Raw genomic sequence first — 17,918 nt, forward strand, 5'->3', positions numbered from 1 at the left:
ATGAACCGATATCTGGCATTGCGCATCGGTCAGGCACTGCTCGTCCTGTGGGCGGCATTTACTCTGTCTTTTATCCTGCTTCAGGCGATGCCGGGTGATGCGATACTGATCAAGTTCCAAAATCCGGAGCTTGGCCTGAGCGCCAAGCAGATCGCGCAGCTGCGGTTGTCCTACGGTGCCGATACACCGGTACTCACGCAATATTTTCATGCGATAGCCCAGATCCTGCGTGGCGATCTCGGCCTCTCTCTTCAGGCGGGCGTGCCGGTCACCGAGTTGATTGCCGCGAATCTGCCGCCTACGCTGCTGCTCGCGGTGCTGGGTTTCATCGCCGCTGGGCTGCTGGCGTTTACCCTCGCGTTCTTATCGACGTTAACGCCGTTCCAATGGCTGCGAACCGCGCTGCAATCGCTGCCGTCGCTGTTTATTTCCGTGCCGACCTTCTGGCTCGGCATCGTACTGATTCAGATTTTCTCTTTCCGCCTGGGGCTGATTCCAGTGATTAACCCCGGCGAATGGGAAGGGCTGATTTTGCCCGTTCTCACGCTGGCGCTGCCGATTTCCGCCCCGCTTGCTCAGGTGCTGATGCGCAGCATCGATCAGGTGCAAACCCAGCCGTTTGTTGCCGTTGCCCGCGCCAAAGGCGCCAGCCGCAGCGGCGTACTCTGGCGACACATCGCCCGCAACGCGATGCTGCCCACTCTGACCATCGCTGGCCTGCTGTTGGGCGAGCTAATTGCGGGGGCGCTGATTACCGAAACCGTATTTGGCCGTAACGGGCTCGGCCAGTTGACGCAGGAAGCCGTGAACTATCAGGACAGCAGCGTATTGCAGGCCATCGTGCTGATTTCCGCCGCCGCCTTTGTTGTCGTCAATCTGGCCGTCGACCTGCTCTATCCCCTTCTCGATCCGCGCCTGAAAAGCACGCCAGGAGCCACGTTATGACTACCGTACAGCTGGAAAAAATTACGTTTCCTCTTCTGCGCAAGCGGCCTCTGCTGCGTCGCTACGCCTTTCAACCGGGGCTGGTGCTAGCCTGGCTGGTCATGCTGACCGTCGCACTTTGGGCACTGTTCCCCGGCTGGTTTACCGGCTATAGCCCGACGGAAGGCATTGCGGGCGCACAGCGGCTGGCACCTGACGCCGACTACTGGCTCGGTACCGACCAGTTGGGGCGCGATCTCTATGCACGCATCGTTTATGGCGCGGTCCACTCGCTTTCGGGCGCGGTTATCGCCGTCGGGCTGGGTCTGGTGCTCGGCAGCCTGTTCGGCCTGTTGGCGGGCGCGGTTGGCGGCTGGCTGGATAGCGTCGTGATGCGCAGCATTGATGTATTACTGGCTATCCCCGGCCTGCTGCTGGCGCTGAGCGTCATCATCCTGTTGGGTTTCGGCACGGTCAACGCCGCGATTGCCGTGGGCGTCACCTCCGTCGCCAGTTTCACCCGACTGGTGCGTTCAGAAGTGCTGCGCGTGCGCCACAGCGACTACGTCGAAGCCGCCTATGGCAGCGGCGGCACCTTTTTCAGCGTGTTATGGCGGCACATCCTGCCGAACTCACTGACTACCGTTTTCGCCTTTGCTGCATTGCAATTCGGCAGCGCGATTCTGGCTATCTCCACGCTGAGCTTCCTTGGCTACGGCGCACCGCCGCCCACGCCGGAATGGGGCCTGCTGATCGCCGAAGGCCGCAACTACATCGCAACCGCCTGGTGGCTAACCACCTTCCCCGGCCTGATTGTCGTACTCGTTGTGCTGTCCGCTAACCGTATCAGCCAGTCGATCGGGAGGACGGAACGATGAGCCTGTCAGCCAGCTTACAAACCAGTGCGGCCGTGCCCGTACTGGCTCTGGAAAACGTCACGATTGCCTATCGCAGTGACGATCGTGAGCAGACCGTGGTGGAAGGCGTCTCTTTCCATATTCAGCCCGGTGAAGTGGTGGCGCTGGTGGGCGAATCCGGTTCAGGGAAGACGACCACTGCGCAGGCGGTTATCGGTTTGCTGGCCGAGAACGGACGGTTAACACGCGGCGCTATTCGGCTCAACGGCGTGGATATCAGCGGCTGGTCGCAGAAGCGATTGGATAGCGTGCGCGGTGCGCAGATCAGCCTGATCCCACAGGATCCCACCAGTTCCCTGAACCCGGTGCAAACCATCGGCGAGCAGGTGGACGAGATTCTGCGCATTCATCAGCGGGAAGATCGCCAGACGACCCGCAAGAAAACGCTGGCGCTGTTGGAGCGCGTGGGGCTAAACCAGCCGGAACTGCGGGCAAAGCAGTATCCGCACGAGCTGTCTGGCGGCATGAAACAGCGCGTCCTGATCGCCATTGCGATTGCGCTAAAACCCGCGCTGATTATTGCCGATGAGCCCACCAGCGCGCTGGACGTCACGGTGCAGAAACGTATTCTCGATCTGCTCGATGAGCTACGGCGCGAAAATGGGACGGCGGTGCTATTCGTCACGCACGATCTGGGGGTGGCGGCCGAGCGCGCCGATCGGCTACTGGTCTTCCAGAACGGCTACATTCAGGAACAGGGCCCTACGCTTGAGGTGCTCAGCGCGCCCACAAGCCACTATGCCCGCACGCTGCTGGCGAACGTGCCGTCGCTTAACCCCACTCCGCGTCCACCACGCGACAATGCATCTGATCCTGACATTATTGTCTCGGTTGAAAATCTGGTGCAGACCTTTCCCCTGTCGGGCCGCAAAGGGGAACATTTTCGTGCCGTGGATGACGTTTCTTTCAGCGTAGCGCGCGGCACAACGCACGCCATTGTTGGCGAGTCCGGTTCCGGCAAAACCACCACGGCGCGCAGCCTGCTCGGGTTCCATCACCCTAGCGCGGGGCGCATTCTGATCGACGGTACCGACATCACGCATCTGAAAGGTGAAGCGCTGCGGCAGTTCCGGCAGAAAATCCAGTTGGTCTATCAAAACCCTTTTAGCTCGCTCGATCCGTCGCAGCGTCTCTACGACATCGTCGAGGAACCGCTGCGTAATTTTAATCGCCATACCGCCGCGCAGCGGGAGCGAAAAATTCATGAGATGTTCGAACGCGTTGCCCTGCCGGTCGCGCTGCTGTCACGCAAACCGCGTGAGCTGTCCGGCGGCCAACGCCAGCGTGTCGCCATCGCCCGGGCGCTGGTGCTGGAACCGCAGGTGCTGGTACTGGACGAGGCCGTCTCAGCGCTGGATGTCACCGTGCAGGCGCAGATTCTGCGTTTGCTGGCCGAGCTACAGGAATCACTCGGGCTGACGTACCTGTTCATTTCGCACGATTTAGCAGTGGTACGCCAAATCGCCGACACCGTGTCCGTGCTGTACCACGGCAAACAACTTGAATCCGGCCCGGTGGAGCAGATCTTCGCCCAACCCGAACATCGCTACACCCGTGAACTCATCGAGGCCATCCCCGGGCAGCAACACCCGGTTTTTGCCCGCTCGCACCACGCTCAAATTCACCATTCGCACTAAACCAAGGACAGTAGAATGACAACGAAACGGCTGGGATTTTTCACGCGATTGCTGGATGACGTCTCCGCCCAGCAGCGCTATCGGCTGGCGACGGAACAGATCGTCAAAGCCGAACAATTAGGATTCGACAGCGCCTGGGTCGCACAGCACCACTTTCACGCTGATGAAGGCGGACTACCTTCACCGCTGGTGTTTCTGGCGCTGGTCGCCGCCCGCACTCAGCGCATCCAACTCGGCACCGGCGTGATTACGCTGCCGATGGAGGAGCCGCTGCGCGTGGCGGAAGATACCGCCGTGCTCGATTTACTCAGTAACGGCAGGCTGGAAGTCGGTGTAGGTTCCGGCGGCACGCCGTCCTCATTTGCCGCATTCGGTCACGACAGCGCACAGCGCGGGCAGATCCTCGGGCGCTATCTGGAAAAACTGCGCGCCGCGTGGAGGGGAGAACCCTTAAGCGAAGACGGTAATCAGCTCTACCCTGCCGCGCCGCATTTGGATAAGCGCGTCTGGCAGGCCACGTTTTCTATTGAAGGCGCGGAGCGAGCCGGTAAAGCAGGCGATGGCCTGATGCTCTCTCGCACCCAGCCACGCCCGGAACACTTCCCAGATGCCACACTCGCCGATCTGCAAAACCCGATGATCGACGCCTATCTGGCCGCGCTGCCCGCAGGCATCGCCCCGCGCATCCTCAGCTCGCGCAGCGTTTTCGTGGCTGACGATCGTCAATTAGCGCTGAGTCTGGCAGAAAAAGGGCTTAATCGTTCCGCCGCCCGTTCGGGCACGTTCCGCCCGATTCCTCACGACTCGATTGAAGCGCTGATCGCCTCCTTCGATAGCCATGTCGGCACCGCGCAGGATGTCATCGCGTCACTGCGGGCAGACAGTTCGCTGGAGCGTGCGACCGATGTGACATTCCAGGTGCATTCCATCGATCCGCCGCATGCGCTGATTCTGCGCTCGCTTGAGCTGATTGCCACTCAGGTGGCCCCGGCATTGGGCTGGAGACCCGCCGTCAAACAGAAAAGCCCGCTCGGGCAGGAGATTGCATGACGCACGCTAACACGTTACACACTCAGGACGTACTGGATGCGCTGGCTGAAATCAGCGCGGATTCCGCCCTCGCCGCCGCCAGAAAAACCCGTGATGCGGCAACCCGTCACACTCAGGGCAGCTACGATGCGCTGTTTAACGCCGACGCCGCAGACAATGCGGCATTGCCGCTATCGCTGCGCTTCTGGTTTGCGACCAAAATCAGCGGCTGGCAGCAGGACGATCAGCTACAGCATTTTTATGCCGAGCGGCTGGCAGATTTCCCGGAGCCCGCACTGACACCCGCGCTACAGCTGGCGCTAGACCATGCCGAGCGTCTGACGAAAACGCCTGTGCAAGCCTCGGCATCCCACGTCAGCGCGCTGGAGCAGGCGGGCTGGTCGGTAGACGACATCGTGACGCTGTCGCAGCTCATCGCGTTTGTGAATTTTCAAAGCCGATTGCTGCGTGGCTATCGCCTGATTGCCGGTCATCGCGTCAGCCAACCGCATTCTCAGGCCGCTGTCGCAGGTCAGTGGCATACCCAACCGCAGACGCACAGCGGTAAGTCTGCGCCGCAGGCGTTTACTCAGGCAGAACTGGGCTGGGAACCGTGGATCTCCCCCAAACCGCTGGCCGAGTTCAATGCCGATGAGCAGGCGATTCTGGCGCGCTTCGGCCACACCGATTCCGACTATTTCCGTCTGCTAGGGCGCAATCTTCCGGTGCTGGAACAGCGCACGCTGACGGATAAAGGGATTTTCTATACCACTGGCGGCCTGCCGCGCAAGGAGCGCGAACTGATCGCCGCCGTCACCAGCAAGGTCAACGGCTGCATCTACTGCGCCTCGGTACACGCGCGTAAAGCCAGCCAGCTCTCCAAGCAGGACGGCGATGTGCAGCGGCTGCTGGACGTCGTCCCCGGCGGGGATTTAAGCATCGGCCAAAGCCCGCGCTGGCAGGCGATTATCGATTTCTCGGCACGCCTTTCCGCCACGCCCGCGCAGGTCAACGCAAACGACCTGAAACAGCTGCAAGAACAGGGATTGGATACGCTAGAGATTATCGATGTGGTGCAGTCAGCCGCCTTCTTCTCATGGGCCAACCGACTGATGCTCACGCTGGGCGAACCGTTCTGGCCGGAGCATTAAATCAGCGTTGTGCGATAGCTAATCAGGCGGCACGGCTGCGTGTCGCCTTTCGGTCTTTATTTTTTCAGGTAGGCAGGGAAATCCGCAGGCAATTCGCTGGCAGGACAGTTGATGACCTCGTTGTTGTTCTCACCACAGTCGCGGATGAACGTAATAGTGGCGAATTCATCGATGACTTCGGTAGGGTACGCAGGGCCCGCATCGCGATAGGCTTCCATTTCAGCAATGTGTTCGTTCTGGAAGCATACTGTTTTTTCAGGATTATTGATGATCCAACGCGGGAAGAAGATGGTGCCGTGGAAAATCTTATCAGCAATATTCACGATCAGGCTGACATCTGTTCCCGTCGGTTCTGTCCATGAAATCTTATACGCCTCGCGGGCGACCTGCACGATATACACCTGCTGATCCTTAACCCAACGGTTACCCACGATACCGCTATGAATGCGGTAGTCTATGGTGTTGGCATTTTTGACATACAGCTCGTAATTCCAGCCATTATCATAGGTATATACCAGGTGTTTCCCTACAAAATGGCTCAGATCGTGTTGATTGAATGAAGGCATGATCGTTCTCCTGAAGTGTGTGAATTCACTTTAGAGCTTTATTAATTCGATGAATAACGCTATTTTTCAGGGAAAATCATTCAATATTTAGATGTATCAAAGATGCTGGCAAAAACGACGCTGGAACAGTGGGAAATCCTTCAGGCAGTTATTGATTTGGGCGGCTATACACAGGCGGCAAATGCGCTTCATCGCAGTCAGTCTTCGGTCAGCTACCAGCTCGCTCTGCTGCAAGAGCGATTGGGCATCGCGCTACTCACGATCCACGGACGCAAAGCCGAGCTCACGCCAGAAGGCGAAAATCTACTCGCGCAGGTGCGACCCGTAATACGTTCGTTTCATGCGTTGGAGGCCCGCGCTCATTCCCTGAAAATGGGTGAACAGTCCAGCATCAACCTGGTTGTTGACAGCACCTTCCCCAAAGATCGCCTATTTCACCTGCTCAGCACCTTTCAAAAACAGCATCCGGCCACACGTATCCACCTGACCGAAGTACTGCGCAATGAAACGCCGGAACAGTTGAAGGCACGCGATGCGGACATTTACGTCATCACACAACGTGAGCTCGACGACCTCGCTGGGCAATGGCTGATGAACGTTGATTTTGTCGCCGTTGCACACTGCCACCATCCGCTTTTCGCACTCCCCATGCCGTTAAGCCACGAGGCACTGTCTCACTACCCTTGCGTAGAGATCGTGACGCGCACAACACCACATACGCAGCCTTCCTCCGCCGAGAGTTGGACATTCACCACGTTTGAAGCCGCTACGCAGGCCGTTTTGCATCAGGTGGGCTACGGCTGGCTGCCGGAAGCACGAATTGCAGAACACATTACGCGAGGCGAATTGCAAATATTACCGTTGCAACAGGGGGAAAGGCGCACCACCCCACTCTATCTGTTAGCTGAAGAGAAAGGACAGCCGCTCAGTAAAGCGATCCTCACGCTCATCGCGCTACTGTTCGGCAGGCTCTGAGGTATGAAGATTATTAAGTGATTAAGCGAGCAAACATCTTTTAGCTCATAAATGAGCTAAATTAAGTAAAAACTAACAAGAAGTCTTACATATGGATATTAAGAAAACTTAAGGGCTATACTTAACCGATAATCGGTTATATTTAGAAGGTAGAGTCCATTTATGAACACTCCTGCCACTGCACCAACACTACTAAAACTCGACGCCATTAGCGAAGCTATCGACGAACTCCGGCACGAGTTCGCGCGTAGTGATGCAGCCAGCAAAGAGGTTGTGCTGGAAGACCACATTCATTCGCTGGATGTATTTGGCGTTCAGCTAAATACGCGGCGTAAGGCATTGGGCATAGAACTCGCTACGCTGGAATTACAGACTGGTGTATCGATCTCCACCTTAAAGCGCTTATTCAACGATCCCGCTCAGGTGAAATTTTCCACGGTTTATAGCGTCTGTTCCGCGTTAGGGATAAAACTATGCGCCGTCAAGTAAAGGTCTATCTTTACGGTGTCCACATCGGCCAGCTAAGTCAGGACGATAAAGGCTATTTGTTTGAATATAAAAAGTCCTACATCGGCCCGCCATTATCACTGAGCCTACCGATACAGACCGGAACATTTCGCAGCAAGACATTACCGCCTTATTTTGCCTCGTTAGCTCCCGAAGGCTGGCTCCGGCGGCAGTACAGCCAGCTTCAGCATCTGGATGAGAAGGATTTATTCGGCATCCTCATTCAAAACGGTAAGAACCTGATCGGCGCAGTACAGCTGATCGCGGAGGATAAGGCATGACAAGATGTCGAATTTTGCTAACACCGCTGACACACGAAGAAGAAATTGCCACAGGCTATAGCCGTAAAGGGTTGAAGCATCTGGCGGGGAAAATGCACACTTCCCCAGCCTTACGTTTCACCCGCCAGCAATTTATGCACGACCTGCCACAAGCACAGAAAGGCATGAGTATCTCTGGCTATCAGCCCAAAATTCAGTTGGTATTAGAAGAACAGGCGTTTACCGTCGTTGATCATCAAGGGCTATACATCCTCAAACCCTCTCCGATTGAATTTCCCCATTTGGCAGAAAATGAACATGCCACGATGACGCTAATGGCACGTCTGGGATTTGCCGTTCCACCACACGGGTTACTCCGTTTTAAACCGGAACAGGCGGATGACGAACCTGAGTTCGCTTTCGTTATTAAGCGCTTCGACCGCGATGAAAAAATGGGTCACCCTATCCATCAGGAACAGTTGGACGGTGCAATGGGGATCGGTGAAAAATTCGGTAAAATACACACAGATGGCAGACAATACGTCAGTTATGAGCGGTTGGCTTTATTCCTTAGCAAACACGTTAATGACAATATCGTCTTCAAAATAGATCTGTTTCGCCGCATCGCTTACGCCTACATGTTGGGTAACAACGACATGCACCTGCGTAATTTTGGGTTGATGCATTCGCGCTCAGGCCAATTAATGCTGGCCCCTATTTATGACTTTGTTTCCGTCGCCCCCTATCCCACCTATTTTTCTTCCTGTTTCATGGCATTGCCGCTGCTGATTCAAGAAGAGGGGGATGAGGCACTCGCGCCAGGATTTGAAACTGCATACGGAGAATATCTTGGTATGGATTTCATTCTGTTCGGACAGCGTATCGGGCTGAGTGAAAACCTGACCAAAAAGCTACTTGCAGACCTCACCAAAGAAGCTGAATGCGTTGAAACAACCTATCGGGATTCCTTTATGCCTGCGGATGCTATTGAGACAACGCTGCGGTGCTATCGACACCGCCTGAATCTTATGAGCATTCTCGATGCAGAACGGATTTAGTGCTTCAGAATCAAACGTCTTGCTGCGTCACTGCGGGTATCGGTGCAGTGGCGCAGAACTTACCGCCGGGAAAAAGCCAGACGCGCGGCGAATGCCAAAAAGATAATGCCTGTCGTTCGGTCCATCCACTTCACTACAGAACCACGACGCAAAAAACGCGACAGCGGGCGCGTAGCGGCAATCAGCGTGGACGACCACAGCGTGCCGATAAAGACGTGAATAAGAACAAGCAGGTAAGTCCACAGCACGACCGAATGGCCAGCAGGGATAAACTGCGGCAGGAATGAAACGTAAAACACGCCGATTTTTGGATTTAACACGTTGCCAAACATGCCACGGAGAAACCAGTTCTGCGGCTTCGGTGTGTCTTGTGACGCCGCCATCACCAGCTCGGTTCTGGGTTTCAGGATCATTTGCAAACCCAGCCAGCAGAGGTACGCCGCACCACACCATTTCAGGATGTTATAGGCCAGTTCCGACGCCGCAATCAGCGTTCCCAGACCAAACGCCACCATCGCGCCCCAAATCAGGCAGCCGACTTGAATACCAAACGCCGCATGGAAGGCTTTCTTACTGCCTTCAACGGTCGCGGTGCGTAAAATCAATGCCGTGTCCAAACCCGGCGTCAGGGTTAATATCGTCGCGGCAAACGTAAAAGCAATCAGCGATTCGGTCAACGTCACGGTAATTCATCACTCCAGCAGGGAAAACCACAAAACGCGCCATCCTCCTCGAGAAGAATGGAGCAAGACAACCGGCAAACAATCCTAATTAAGCTCCACGTAATATACGACAGAGCCTGACCCTACCCAACACATCTCTTCAGCCAAGATCGCATAGCGATAGCTCACATCAGGCCCAGATTCAAAAAGCGTAAATAAACTCCCCCAGCCGGTTGCCTTCCGCTACGCTATCCGGCAGGCAATGACTCACAATACAGGTGCAACACCATGATAAAACGCGTCTTCCTCACGCTCGCTTTATTGACGCTTTCCGCGCCTTCCCTGGCGCAAGATGCTCTGCCAGATGCGGTGAAGAGCATCGAAAAACAAGGTATTACGATCATCAAACCGTTCACTGCCCCCGGCGGCGTGCAAGGCTGGCTGGGTAGTTATCAGGGCGTAGGGGTGACCATCTATTTAACGCCGGACGGTAAGCATGCCATTTCGGGCTATATGTATGACGAACACGGCAACAACCTGAGTGAAGCACTGATTCAGCAGGAAGTGTATGTGCCTGCCGGTCGGGAGATGTGGCAGAAATTACAGCAGGCGCCGTTTATCACCGAAGGGGCGAAGGATGCACCGCGTAAAATCATCGTCTTTGCCGATCCGTTCTGCCCGTACTGCAAACAGTTCTGGCAGCAGGCACAGCCGTGGGTAAAAGCAGGAAAAGTCCAACTGCAAACGCTACTGGTCGGCGTCATCAAACCGGAAAGCGGGCGTTATGCCGCCGCGATTCTTGCCGCCAGCGATCCGGCTAAAGCCTGGCATGAATATGAGCTCTCGAACGGCAAAACGGTGCCCCCGTTCCCCAAGGCCTCATCACGCGATATCTGGAATAACATTCAGCATAATCAGCGACTAATGGATGAACTGGGTGCAAACGTCACGCCCGCCATCTATTACCTGAATGATAAGAATGAGCTACAGCAAGTGGTCGGGCTGCCGGATGCACAGCAGCTGGCGGAGATGATGGGGAAATAGACACAGGAGGGAATTTCCCTCCTGACGTTTCTCTTAGCGATGCGACCAGTACGCCATAAAGTTGATCGTTTCTTTATCGAGGTGCCGTTCGTCGAGCAGATAGCGGCGCAGCCGTTTGATGGCGGAAGACTCTCCCGCCGCCCAGGCGTAAAATGGGCGATGTGCCGTTGCCCGTTCCCACAGTAGCTCGTCTTCCGGCGTTTCCTGTGCAATCTCATCACGGTTGGTACAGGCGCTGGCAGGAATCTTAACGTCCTGCTGCACCGCAGCCAGCAGGCGTTCGCCCCATACTGTGCTGCCGGTTTCCTCACGCGGCAGCCAGTGAATCTGAGCAAAAGGGAATTCGCCTGATGTCACGCAGTCAGCCGCTTTCGGCACTTCAAAAAAAGCCTGCACCAACGGTGGAGAAGGCTGGGTAGCCAACTGTTCAAGAATCCCCATCGCCGCTGGCAGCGCCGTTTCATCTGCAATCAGCAGCACCTGCTCAACGCCCTCGTGCGGTGCCCATTCATAGCCGCCGCTGTCGCCATCAGCCTCCGCATTAGGCGCGACAATCTGTAGCGTCTCACCCGGCTTAGCGTGATTCGCCCAGCTTGAGGCAGGCCCAGTATCGCCGTGTAGCACAAAATCGATCGCCGCCTGCTGTGATTCCTGTGAGACTGAACGCAGCGTATAGGTGCGCAAAATCGGACGACGCTCACGCGGCAGCGCCAGATAGTCCTGATACCAGGTATCGCTTACGGCCATCGGCGTCAGCTCCCCGTTTTCACTGGCGAACAGCAGCTTGATGCGCTGATCCGGCGCGTCCAATTTCATCTGGCGCACTTCCGGGCCGGTGAACACGCAGCGAGCTAATGAAGGTGAGAGTAACGTCTTACTCTCTAAGCGTAAGTTGAACAGCCGATAGGCGGAAGACGTTGTACGGGTAGCTAAAGACATAGTGAGAAAACCGTATGTTTTGTAAGGAAAATCAGTCAGTGGGATCAAACCCATCACCGCAACTTACCATAAACAAAACACTAACGATAATCATTATCACCATTCAGATGAATGTCGTGATAAAAGCAGCATTTTCTTCATCTCGCAGGCCAGAGGCCGTTCTGATCGGGCATAAAAAATCATCAAAAGACTTGTTAACAGGTCTTCAATTGCTTATTTTAAAGACCTATTAACCGGTCATTAAAGGTCTATCATGCCGAATATTATATTGAGTGATACCAGTGCTAGCGTCAGTGAGCTGAAAAAGAACCCAATGGCGACGGTCAATGCTGGCGATGGCCTGCCTGTTGCTATCTTGAACCGCAACCAGCCTGCGTTTTATTGCATTCCTGCGGATCTCTACGAAAAAATGCTGGATGCGCTGGACGATCAAGAACTGGTTAAGCTAATCGGTGAACGCAAAAACCAACCGCTGGTTGACGTGGATTTGGATAGTTTCCTATGAGCTATAGCGTCAAATTCAGGGAAGATGCGCTGAAAGAATGGCTCAAGCTCGATAAAACCATCCAGCAGCAATTTGCCAAAAAACTAAAAAAATGCTGCGAAAATCCCCATATTCCTTCGGCAAAGTTACGGGGGATGAAGGACTGCTACAAAATAAAGCTCCGAGCGTCAGGCTTTCGTTTGGTTTATGAGGTTATTGACGACGTATTGATTATAGCCGTAGTGGCGGTAGGTAAACGTGAGCGCAGCGGTGTTTATCATCTGGCGAGTGAGCGAATGAGATAACCGCATTAACCTAGGAATAAAAAAACTGAGAATAAAAAAATGCTGGCCGAATAGTTCACTATTCAGCCAGCATGTTTTCGTTTTTCAGAAAAGCCGTCAGACCTGCTTCCCTACTCCATTATCGCATCGTCCTGGCTTACTCTCACAAGTGGATTCTGAAATAAATCTTGAAAGACTTGTGGGGTAAGATTTAATAGACTTTTCCAAGGAAATGGAGATTTTTCACTCCTTTTTCTAAAAATGTAGGCCCCATAATACATTTTTCCAGAATCTGACATGAGCAAATGCTTCTAATTTAACGGGATACTTACACTTGCTGTGATTAGTGAACGCTGTTGGTACTTTCACATGTGAAAGTTTTTGGGGATATTTGTAAGGTTCTGTCCTAGGGCTGATGGAGTAGCCCCTGTAGTGGTCAAGTAAAACTGGATTAATCTGTGGGAGAGGAACAAAGTATCATGCTGGTTGTCTTGACCATCCGATGAAACACGTTTCGGTACATTTTCGAGTTAGATTTTTAACTATAACTCGCCAGTTTCGGATTAAAATTTGTATGGGTTCCCAACAGCATGCTCACCATCAATTTTCACTTAAAGCTGATACGCTATGCCAGTATCTAACACGCTGACTAGTAGTCATAAATTTTACAACACTATGCTATGCCACCACTCAACAACAAAATCATGTTCCGTTTAAGTTGAGCAACAACATCCTCGGCGGTAACTTTCCACAGCAAAGATAACTCATTAACAGCAAGTCTGGCTTGTGATGGTAACAGCGGGGAATTGTCCACTTTTGCAAATGGACCATCAGTTTCGAGTAACACACGATCTGGCGGTAACCACGACGCAACTTTCATTCCCCGATTTGAATTCAACATTGCCGGGCCGATAGAGAAAAAACAGCCGTGTTCGGTTGCTTCCTGTACTTGCTTTTTGGTTCCTAAAAACCAATGAAGTATTGGGGTTCCTGCTAGAGGGTGTTTTTTCAAACAATCGATGACTTGTTCTGTAGCGTTTAGGCTGTGAATAGATAGAATTTTGTCATTGAACTGAGAGCACTTTTCAAGAATATGGTTGAATACGTGGAGTTGATCCTCAATGTACGGTATGTAACCCTTTGAACCATCTAGACCAATCTCTCCTATGTATCTAGTTTCACCTATTAACTCATCAAAGATGGTTAGCTCATGCTTTCTCAAGTGGGCAAGCTGTGGGTGCAACCCTAAAGCAGTCTTACAACGGGCAATACCTTCTGTAAGTTTAACTGTGCCTCTCCAAGCGGATGGCACAGTTGTAACTGACAGCACATAGTAATTGCATTCCCTCAAGTCTTTAAGTACCTCGCGGTGATCTGGGTACAAATCGATATGGCAATGCAGATCCATCATGCTAGGTTGACCGATTTCAAAAAAGCTTCAACTTCTGCCAAACCTCTTTTCACCGTAGACTCCAGTTTTTCACGTGTCTCTTTATTTTGTGGTAAGGGGCCAGACTGGCGTAACCAAGCCATGTAGTCAGGGCTCTTCTTTAATCTAATTATTGCAGTTTGCACTGCATGAACGTCGTCTCTTTTCTCCGATTCGTTCAATATGCTTTTAAGTCTTGGAACCGCATAGTCAGCATCTTTTGTAAAACCTGCATGAAATACGGAAGCTCGCCTGATTAAACATGGAAGGCAATAACCACATTGTATATGTTCTCGATGCCAGTGGCTGCAAGATACACTTAATGGTATCGCTTTTTTAACAGCGTCTTGATCAACGCACTCAGCTAGCATTTCGCCTTTGGTTTTAAACTGGTACGGGTTTATAAAGTGAATATTAAATCCAACATCGTTGAGCAACAGCTCTAGCTGAGATAGAAAGTTTGGGTGAGTTGTCCGAGTGCTATGGCTACCAATGCGCCTGCGAGTTAACGGCGGATTAATCGATATATATCCATTTTCAGGCACAATAATCTGAGAGATAGTATCATCGTTATTTGCTTTCCTAAGTGCCGTAATCCCCAATACAGCCATCGCTAAGAAATTAAAGCTCCTTCCCCTCATGCTGGTATCGTTCGCATAGTTAGCCTGACCGGATAGTTGAGGGGCTATCGAGTATGAAAATTCCCCAAATGGCTTTTTGAGTAGTTTTTTTATATCTTGCTGTTTCGCTCCATCCGCTCGATATGCGTGGCTTACAAGCATCGGGCGAATACCAGAGTTACCATTGAGAATATCAATCGATCCAATTGCGCTGTCCAACCCACCAGAAAAAAGACAGACCGCATTCAATCCTTTTAATGATTCCGCCGCAAGCTTGGACTGCCTGCTATTTATTGGCTTAGGTAGCTCTAACTCAGACTTGATAAAAGATAATTTCCATTGATCACCAGTTAAAAAACCTAGAAGTGATTCAAGTCTTTTGGCTACGGCTTCCCACTTAGCTGGAGAAAATACAGGTATGTAGAGATTTAAGATTCGTGACCAAGAATTTGGCGCATTCTCTCTTGGCTCAAATGTCTCTGCCGAAGTTACTGCTGTTGCGATAGTTACCAAATCAAGTGCATCGGGATTAATCGCAACCCCAAGCTTTCTAATCTTGGTGAGCAACTCTTTCGATGCGTGACTGCATTTATACTTATTTAGCGGATGGCTATCAAAAATTTGCACTGGGTGGCATTCGCTAGAGTACTCAGGAAGCTTATCGGGGTCGTGATGGAAGTAAAAATCAGTCATTGAATTTCTCCCAATGGTCTACAGTTTTTGATATTGCCTCGATTTGAATTTTCTTGATGTTGTTCTTAGTGATATTACTTGGATTGCCGTTTGTCGCTTTGTCCATTTCTTGTTGTGTTATCACTTTAATCAGCTCCCTTAACTCGCTTTCCATTTTGTGATGCTTAGTTGCTACCTCTGCTTTGAACCAAGCTTCTCCCATTCCTGTGACTACATCTTGAAAAATTAAGTCGGTTAAATAACAGGAGATTGCTTCTTGGATTACCTCGTCAGTGAAACTTGCAGGATCGAAGTCTTGGGTATCAGGAAGTGCTTCTTCCAAAGCATAATTGAGAGCAATGCGCACAGCGTCAGAATCTGAGTTATCTGGTGCTAAATGAGAGGCAATGCGATCAATCGCTTGATCAGTAGTAAGGCCTCGAAGGTCATTAAGAGATAAGGACTGGTCACCGACAGTAACGCTGTCCCCACGCATCATTCCTACGAGCCCAGCGCCTGCGGTTATACCACTGGCAAGTCTTCGACTTGTCCCTTTCCCGCCACCGGATGAGTTTTTAGAGTAATGTTTTAGGGAGCGCCTAAGATCTGAAGTCGTGCCACCTGTACCAGCATATTTACCGAATGCTTGTCTCGCACTTTTGTATCTGCTCGCAGGCGGTTGCGCTTGACCCGATGGACCAATTTCTTGCTGTACCTTATTGTTATCAACTTCTTGGCTATTGTCAGCACCATCTTTATCTTGGTCGCCGCCATCACCGATGCTCACGTCTCCATCAGTGTCAGTAGCTGGACCAATTGTTAATCCATTTCCGCCTTCTGCCCATGGAGGTACGAGCGGATTTTTATCTTTAGGTCCCCTTGAAGAGGCTGATGTTCCCATTATTTAGCTCCTTCTAATTCTTCTATTATTGGTTTCATCCAGCGCTCACGTGGCAATTGTTTCAAAAAATCCAAGAGCGACGCCTTACACATCGTGTTTCTTTCTGCGAGCAATCTCGCTCCAAAAATTCCGGCTGGGAGCGTACTCCAATCTCCAATTTGTCTTAGTTTTTCAAGTAAAGCATCCATTACAGACATATAGTCATCTGGTGGAGTTTCTTCGATTGATTTAGTACTTGCTGGGCTTATTCGCTGGGTCTGTTTCAATAGTGCCGTCACAAGCTTTTGAGCTGCTCCCGACATAACTGTTCCAAAAGCTCCCATAGGAACATTTTCTTTACTCAGGTAAAGAGCTGGGGTCAGATCAATATCAGAAAATTTAGGCGGCAGTTTTGCCCATTTAGCCAGAAACTTTTTCTCTGACTGCCACTCTTCAGGCAGTTTTATGTCCTCGATGTTGGCTCCGGCAGCTTCAAGTTCAGCTAAAACCTTTGGTTTTCCGTTTTCGCTATCAATCATTTGGTAAAGCTTGTTAGTGGCTCTTGTTCCAAGACAACGTTCAAATATAACCAGTTTGGTTATCGTTTTCTCATCTAATTGCATACCGCGCCGGAGCGCCGTCTTCCTTCTGATTCTCACTTGATTAAGAAGGCGTTTAACTATTCGCGGATTACCATTTATGTTGGATGATTCAGCTAATAGAGGTGCGAGTTGTTCTGCGACGACGAACTTATTCCTCAACTCAGGAGTCTCCAGAATATTTTTCCCATCAAGCAAATCATCTATGGTTATTGCTTCCTCTTTCCAAGACATTTTCAAATTTATTTCAAGGGCATGTCGTAGTGCCTCTAATTCATCACCTTTAACACCATGATCAAGTGCAACCAGCATTAACAGATAGGCTCTAATTTCTAAAACGCCGGGGCGTGGGACATGTATAGGTATTTGAATCAGTTTGTCCAAATAGTCAGTTTGATGCCGTTGAGATGAACCCTTGTGGTATTCACTGACTGCAAGACGGATCATGTCTTCATCGGCTGCTATTACAAATGCTGTGTTGGGCAGAAACAAGAAAAGGCGAATGGCTTCTAGCGTTGAAATCGCGTTGTAAGGCGAGCAACGGTCTAAATTATCAACGTAGACAATTAATGGCTTACCAAACTCGGCAAGAAGATCTGAGTATGCTTGTCTGAACTCTTTGATTTCTTTGGGTGGAGAGAAATCCTTTTTCTTGCTCAGAAGGTCTTTGTTTCTGTTAGCAATCTCTTTAGCACCTTCGACTCCATCCTTAACATCACCGAAATCATATTCACCGTCTTCTCCGCCACTGAACATTCCGAACAGCTTTTGGAACCCACCAAATGTGGGGACACCTGCTGCGAGACTACCTGCATCCATCAGAAGCCCCATAAGTCTGATCTTGTTTACACGCCCAGCAAAATCTTTGGCCTTTTCGATCAAGCTTTCATCAGCTTTGGCTTGTTTGACGAGCGTTTCCGCGATTGTCTCTAATAATGCGGCTTTGGCATCGTCGTAACCTTGGAACATCCAAGCATCGAAACTTACTTGGATATAATCGTCCTTGCCGCTTGCAAGTGCAGACTTTGTTAGTTCTAAAATTGTGGATTTCCCAGCTCCCCAATCCCCAAACACACCAACACTTATTGGCATAAGATTTTTTTCAGTAATTAGATCTTTGATAGATTCGGCAGTTTCATTGAAATTCAGAAAATCAATATTTGATTCTTTATCAGACCACATCTTTATATCCCTATTTAGCGTCCCTTAGCGACTATCAATCGCCACTATTTATGTAGTCACTTTGTGGCATTACTAAAATTTGGTCAACTAAGTCGGCCA

Annotated in this window: 19 protein-coding genes; 12 read left to right on the forward strand and 7 right to left on the reverse strand. The window is 51.4% G+C overall.

Annotated features, from left to right (window positions below):
• Genes ACIPUG_RS12720 through ACIPUG_RS12740 form a run of 5 tightly spaced genes read left to right on the forward strand, consistent with a single transcriptional unit; the run spans position 1 to position 5,658 of the window.
• On the forward strand, positions 1–945 hold the full coding sequence (locus ACIPUG_RS12720; RefSeq protein ID WP_094370780.1) for an ABC transporter permease: 945 nt from the start codon (positions 1–3) through the stop codon (positions 943–945).
• Entirely contained in the window at positions 942–1,802 is an 861-nt protein-coding gene (locus ACIPUG_RS12725; protein ID WP_400338625.1) for an ABC transporter permease, read from the forward strand. Before ACIPUG_RS12720 ends, ACIPUG_RS12725 begins: the two co-directional genes overlap by 4 nt.
• On the forward strand, positions 1,799–3,478 hold the full coding sequence (locus tag ACIPUG_RS12730) for an ABC transporter ATP-binding protein (protein ID WP_094370782.1): 1,680 nt from the start codon (positions 1,799–1,801) through the stop codon (positions 3,476–3,478). Before ACIPUG_RS12725 ends, ACIPUG_RS12730 begins: the two co-directional genes overlap by 4 nt.
• 15 nt (positions 3,479–3,493) lie before the next feature.
• Entirely contained in the window at positions 3,494–4,528 is a 1,035-nt protein-coding gene (locus ACIPUG_RS12735) for a putative FMN-dependent luciferase-like monooxygenase (RefSeq protein ID WP_268197951.1), read from the forward strand.
• Positions 4,525–5,658 (forward strand): alkylhydroperoxidase domain protein, encoded by a 1,134-nt coding sequence (locus tag ACIPUG_RS12740; protein ID WP_400338627.1) that lies wholly within the window; start codon positions 4,525–4,527, stop codon positions 5,656–5,658. Before ACIPUG_RS12735 ends, ACIPUG_RS12740 begins: the two co-directional genes overlap by 4 nt.
• A gap of 56 nt (positions 5,659–5,714) precedes the next feature.
• Here the strand turns inward: ACIPUG_RS12740 and ACIPUG_RS12745 are convergent, their stop codons facing one another.
• The gene (locus tag ACIPUG_RS12745) at positions 5,715–6,224 is read right to left on the reverse strand and encodes a phenolic acid decarboxylase (protein ID WP_039284938.1); all 510 of its coding nucleotides are present in this window, start codon (positions 6,222–6,224) and stop codon (positions 5,715–5,717) included.
• Positions 6,225–6,326: 102 nt separating this feature from the next.
• On the opposite strand from ACIPUG_RS12745, the gene ACIPUG_RS12750 reads away from it, so the two are divergent.
• From ACIPUG_RS12750 to ACIPUG_RS12765, 4 genes are all read left to right on the forward strand, one after another.
• Complete coding sequence (locus ACIPUG_RS12750) at positions 6,327–7,199, forward strand: LysR family transcriptional regulator (protein ID WP_400338629.1); 873 nt, start codon at positions 6,327–6,329, stop codon at positions 7,197–7,199.
• A gap of 162 nt (positions 7,200–7,361) precedes the next feature.
• A complete protein-coding gene (locus ACIPUG_RS12755) occupies positions 7,362–7,688 on the forward strand; it encodes a helix-turn-helix domain-containing protein (RefSeq protein WP_039510297.1) in 327 nt (108 codons plus the stop codon).
• Positions 7,673–7,987: a HipA N-terminal domain-containing protein gene (locus tag ACIPUG_RS12760; protein WP_180789193.1), complete on the forward strand. Its 315-nt coding sequence runs from the start codon at positions 7,673–7,675 to the stop codon at positions 7,985–7,987. The genes ACIPUG_RS12755 and ACIPUG_RS12760 overlap by 16 nt, the downstream gene beginning before the upstream one ends.
• Positions 7,984–9,024: a type II toxin-antitoxin system HipA family toxin gene (locus ACIPUG_RS12765; RefSeq protein WP_400338631.1), complete on the forward strand. Its 1,041-nt coding sequence runs from the start codon at positions 7,984–7,986 to the stop codon at positions 9,022–9,024. Before ACIPUG_RS12760 ends, ACIPUG_RS12765 begins: the two co-directional genes overlap by 4 nt.
• 59 nt (positions 9,025–9,083) lie before the next feature.
• Here ACIPUG_RS12765 and ACIPUG_RS12770 read toward each other — a convergent pair whose 3' ends face one another.
• A complete protein-coding gene (locus ACIPUG_RS12770; RefSeq protein ID WP_094431975.1) occupies positions 9,084–9,707 on the reverse strand; it encodes a LysE family translocator in 624 nt (207 codons plus the stop codon).
• Between the two features lie 267 nt (positions 9,708–9,974).
• Between ACIPUG_RS12770 and dsbG the strand changes: the two genes are divergently transcribed.
• Positions 9,975–10,730, forward strand: coding sequence for a thiol:disulfide interchange protein DsbG (gene dsbG / locus ACIPUG_RS12775; protein WP_400338633.1), 756 nt, complete (start codon positions 9,975–9,977; stop codon positions 10,728–10,730).
• Positions 10,731–10,763: 33 nt separating this feature from the next.
• Here the strand turns inward: dsbG and ACIPUG_RS12780 are convergent, their stop codons facing one another.
• Positions 10,764–11,669, reverse strand: a complete 906-nt coding sequence (locus ACIPUG_RS12780; RefSeq protein WP_400338635.1) for a siderophore-interacting protein — start codon at positions 11,667–11,669, stop codon at positions 10,764–10,766.
• Positions 11,670–11,922: 253 nt separating this feature from the next.
• Here ACIPUG_RS12780 and ACIPUG_RS12785 point away from each other — a divergent pair, with 253 nt between their 5' ends.
• Together ACIPUG_RS12785 and ACIPUG_RS12790 are read left to right on the forward strand one after the other, a co-directional pair.
• Complete coding sequence (locus ACIPUG_RS12785) at positions 11,923–12,174, forward strand: type II toxin-antitoxin system Phd/YefM family antitoxin (protein WP_010281712.1); 252 nt, start codon at positions 11,923–11,925, stop codon at positions 12,172–12,174.
• The gene (locus tag ACIPUG_RS12790; RefSeq protein WP_015842269.1) at positions 12,171–12,458 is read left to right on the forward strand and encodes a type II toxin-antitoxin system RelE/ParE family toxin; all 288 of its coding nucleotides are present in this window, start codon (positions 12,171–12,173) and stop codon (positions 12,456–12,458) included. Before ACIPUG_RS12785 ends, ACIPUG_RS12790 begins: the two co-directional genes overlap by 4 nt.
• Positions 12,459–13,110: 652 nt before the next feature.
• On the opposite strand, the gene qatD is transcribed toward ACIPUG_RS12790, so the two are convergent.
• Genes qatD through ACIPUG_RS12810 form a run of 4 tightly spaced genes read right to left on the reverse strand, consistent with a single transcriptional unit; the run spans position 13,111 to position 17,819 of the window.
• The gene (gene qatD / locus ACIPUG_RS12795) at positions 13,111–13,848 is read right to left on the reverse strand and encodes a Qat anti-phage system TatD family nuclease QatD (RefSeq protein WP_400338637.1); all 738 of its coding nucleotides are present in this window, start codon (positions 13,846–13,848) and stop codon (positions 13,111–13,113) included.
• Positions 13,845–15,179, reverse strand: coding sequence for a Qat anti-phage system QueC-like protein QatC (qatC, locus tag ACIPUG_RS12800; RefSeq protein WP_400338639.1), 1,335 nt, complete (start codon positions 15,177–15,179; stop codon positions 13,845–13,847). Before qatC ends, qatD begins: the two co-directional genes overlap by 4 nt.
• Positions 15,172–16,059: a hypothetical protein gene (locus ACIPUG_RS12805; RefSeq protein WP_400338641.1), complete on the reverse strand. Its 888-nt coding sequence runs from the start codon at positions 16,057–16,059 to the stop codon at positions 15,172–15,174. Before ACIPUG_RS12805 ends, qatC begins: the two co-directional genes overlap by 8 nt.
• On the reverse strand, positions 16,059–17,819 hold the full coding sequence (locus tag ACIPUG_RS12810; RefSeq protein ID WP_400338643.1) for a P-loop NTPase fold protein: 1,761 nt from the start codon (positions 17,817–17,819) through the stop codon (positions 16,059–16,061). The genes ACIPUG_RS12805 and ACIPUG_RS12810 overlap by 1 nt, the downstream gene beginning before the upstream one ends.
• Positions 17,820–17,918: the final 99 nt, after the last annotated feature.

This window comes from Pectobacterium sp. CHL-2024 (assembly GCF_044751765.1).
In the GTDB taxonomy this organism is placed as follows: Bacteria; Pseudomonadota; Gammaproteobacteria; order Enterobacterales; family Enterobacteriaceae; genus Pectobacterium; species Pectobacterium brasiliense.

Bases quoted from the DNA above. Each gene is read 5' to 3' on its own strand.
- ACIPUG_RS12720 (WP_094370780.1), top strand. From the start codon at position 1: ATGAACCGATATCTGGCATTGCGCATCGGTCAGGCACTGCTCGTCCTG.
- ACIPUG_RS12725 (WP_400338625.1), top strand. From the start codon at position 942: ATGACTACCGTACAGCTGGAAAAAATTACGTTTCCTCTTCTGCGCAAG.
- ACIPUG_RS12730 (WP_094370782.1), top strand. From the start codon at position 1,799: ATGAGCCTGTCAGCCAGCTTACAAACCAGTGCGGCCGTGCCCGTACTG.
- ACIPUG_RS12735 (WP_268197951.1), top strand. From the start codon at position 3,494: ATGACAACGAAACGGCTGGGATTTTTCACGCGATTGCTGGATGACGTC.
- ACIPUG_RS12740 (WP_400338627.1), top strand. From the start codon at position 4,525: ATGACGCACGCTAACACGTTACACACTCAGGACGTACTGGATGCGCTG.
- ACIPUG_RS12745 (WP_039284938.1), bottom strand. From the start codon at position 6,224: ATGCCTTCATTCAATCAACACGATCTGAGCCATTTTGTAGGGAAACAC.
- ACIPUG_RS12750 (WP_400338629.1), top strand. From the start codon at position 6,327: ATGCTGGCAAAAACGACGCTGGAACAGTGGGAAATCCTTCAGGCAGTT.
- ACIPUG_RS12755 (WP_039510297.1), top strand. From the start codon at position 7,362: ATGAACACTCCTGCCACTGCACCAACACTACTAAAACTCGACGCCATT.
- ACIPUG_RS12760 (WP_180789193.1), top strand. From the start codon at position 7,673: ATGCGCCGTCAAGTAAAGGTCTATCTTTACGGTGTCCACATCGGCCAG.
- ACIPUG_RS12765 (WP_400338631.1), top strand. From the start codon at position 7,984: ATGACAAGATGTCGAATTTTGCTAACACCGCTGACACACGAAGAAGAA.
- dsbG (WP_400338633.1), top strand. From the start codon at position 9,975: ATGATAAAACGCGTCTTCCTCACGCTCGCTTTATTGACGCTTTCCGCG.
- ACIPUG_RS12780 (WP_400338635.1), bottom strand. From the start codon at position 11,669: ATGTCTTTAGCTACCCGTACAACGTCTTCCGCCTATCGGCTGTTCAAC.
- ACIPUG_RS12785 (WP_010281712.1), top strand. From the start codon at position 11,923: ATGCCGAATATTATATTGAGTGATACCAGTGCTAGCGTCAGTGAGCTG.
- ACIPUG_RS12790 (WP_015842269.1), top strand. From the start codon at position 12,171: ATGAGCTATAGCGTCAAATTCAGGGAAGATGCGCTGAAAGAATGGCTC.
- qatD (WP_400338637.1), bottom strand. From the start codon at position 13,848: ATGATGGATCTGCATTGCCATATCGATTTGTACCCAGATCACCGCGAG.
- qatC (WP_400338639.1), bottom strand. From the start codon at position 15,179: ATGACTGATTTTTACTTCCATCACGACCCCGATAAGCTTCCTGAGTAC.
- ACIPUG_RS12805 (WP_400338641.1), bottom strand. From the start codon at position 16,059: ATGGGAACATCAGCCTCTTCAAGGGGACCTAAAGATAAAAATCCGCTC.
- ACIPUG_RS12810 (WP_400338643.1), bottom strand. From the start codon at position 17,819: ATGTGGTCTGATAAAGAATCAAATATTGATTTTCTGAATTTCAATGAA.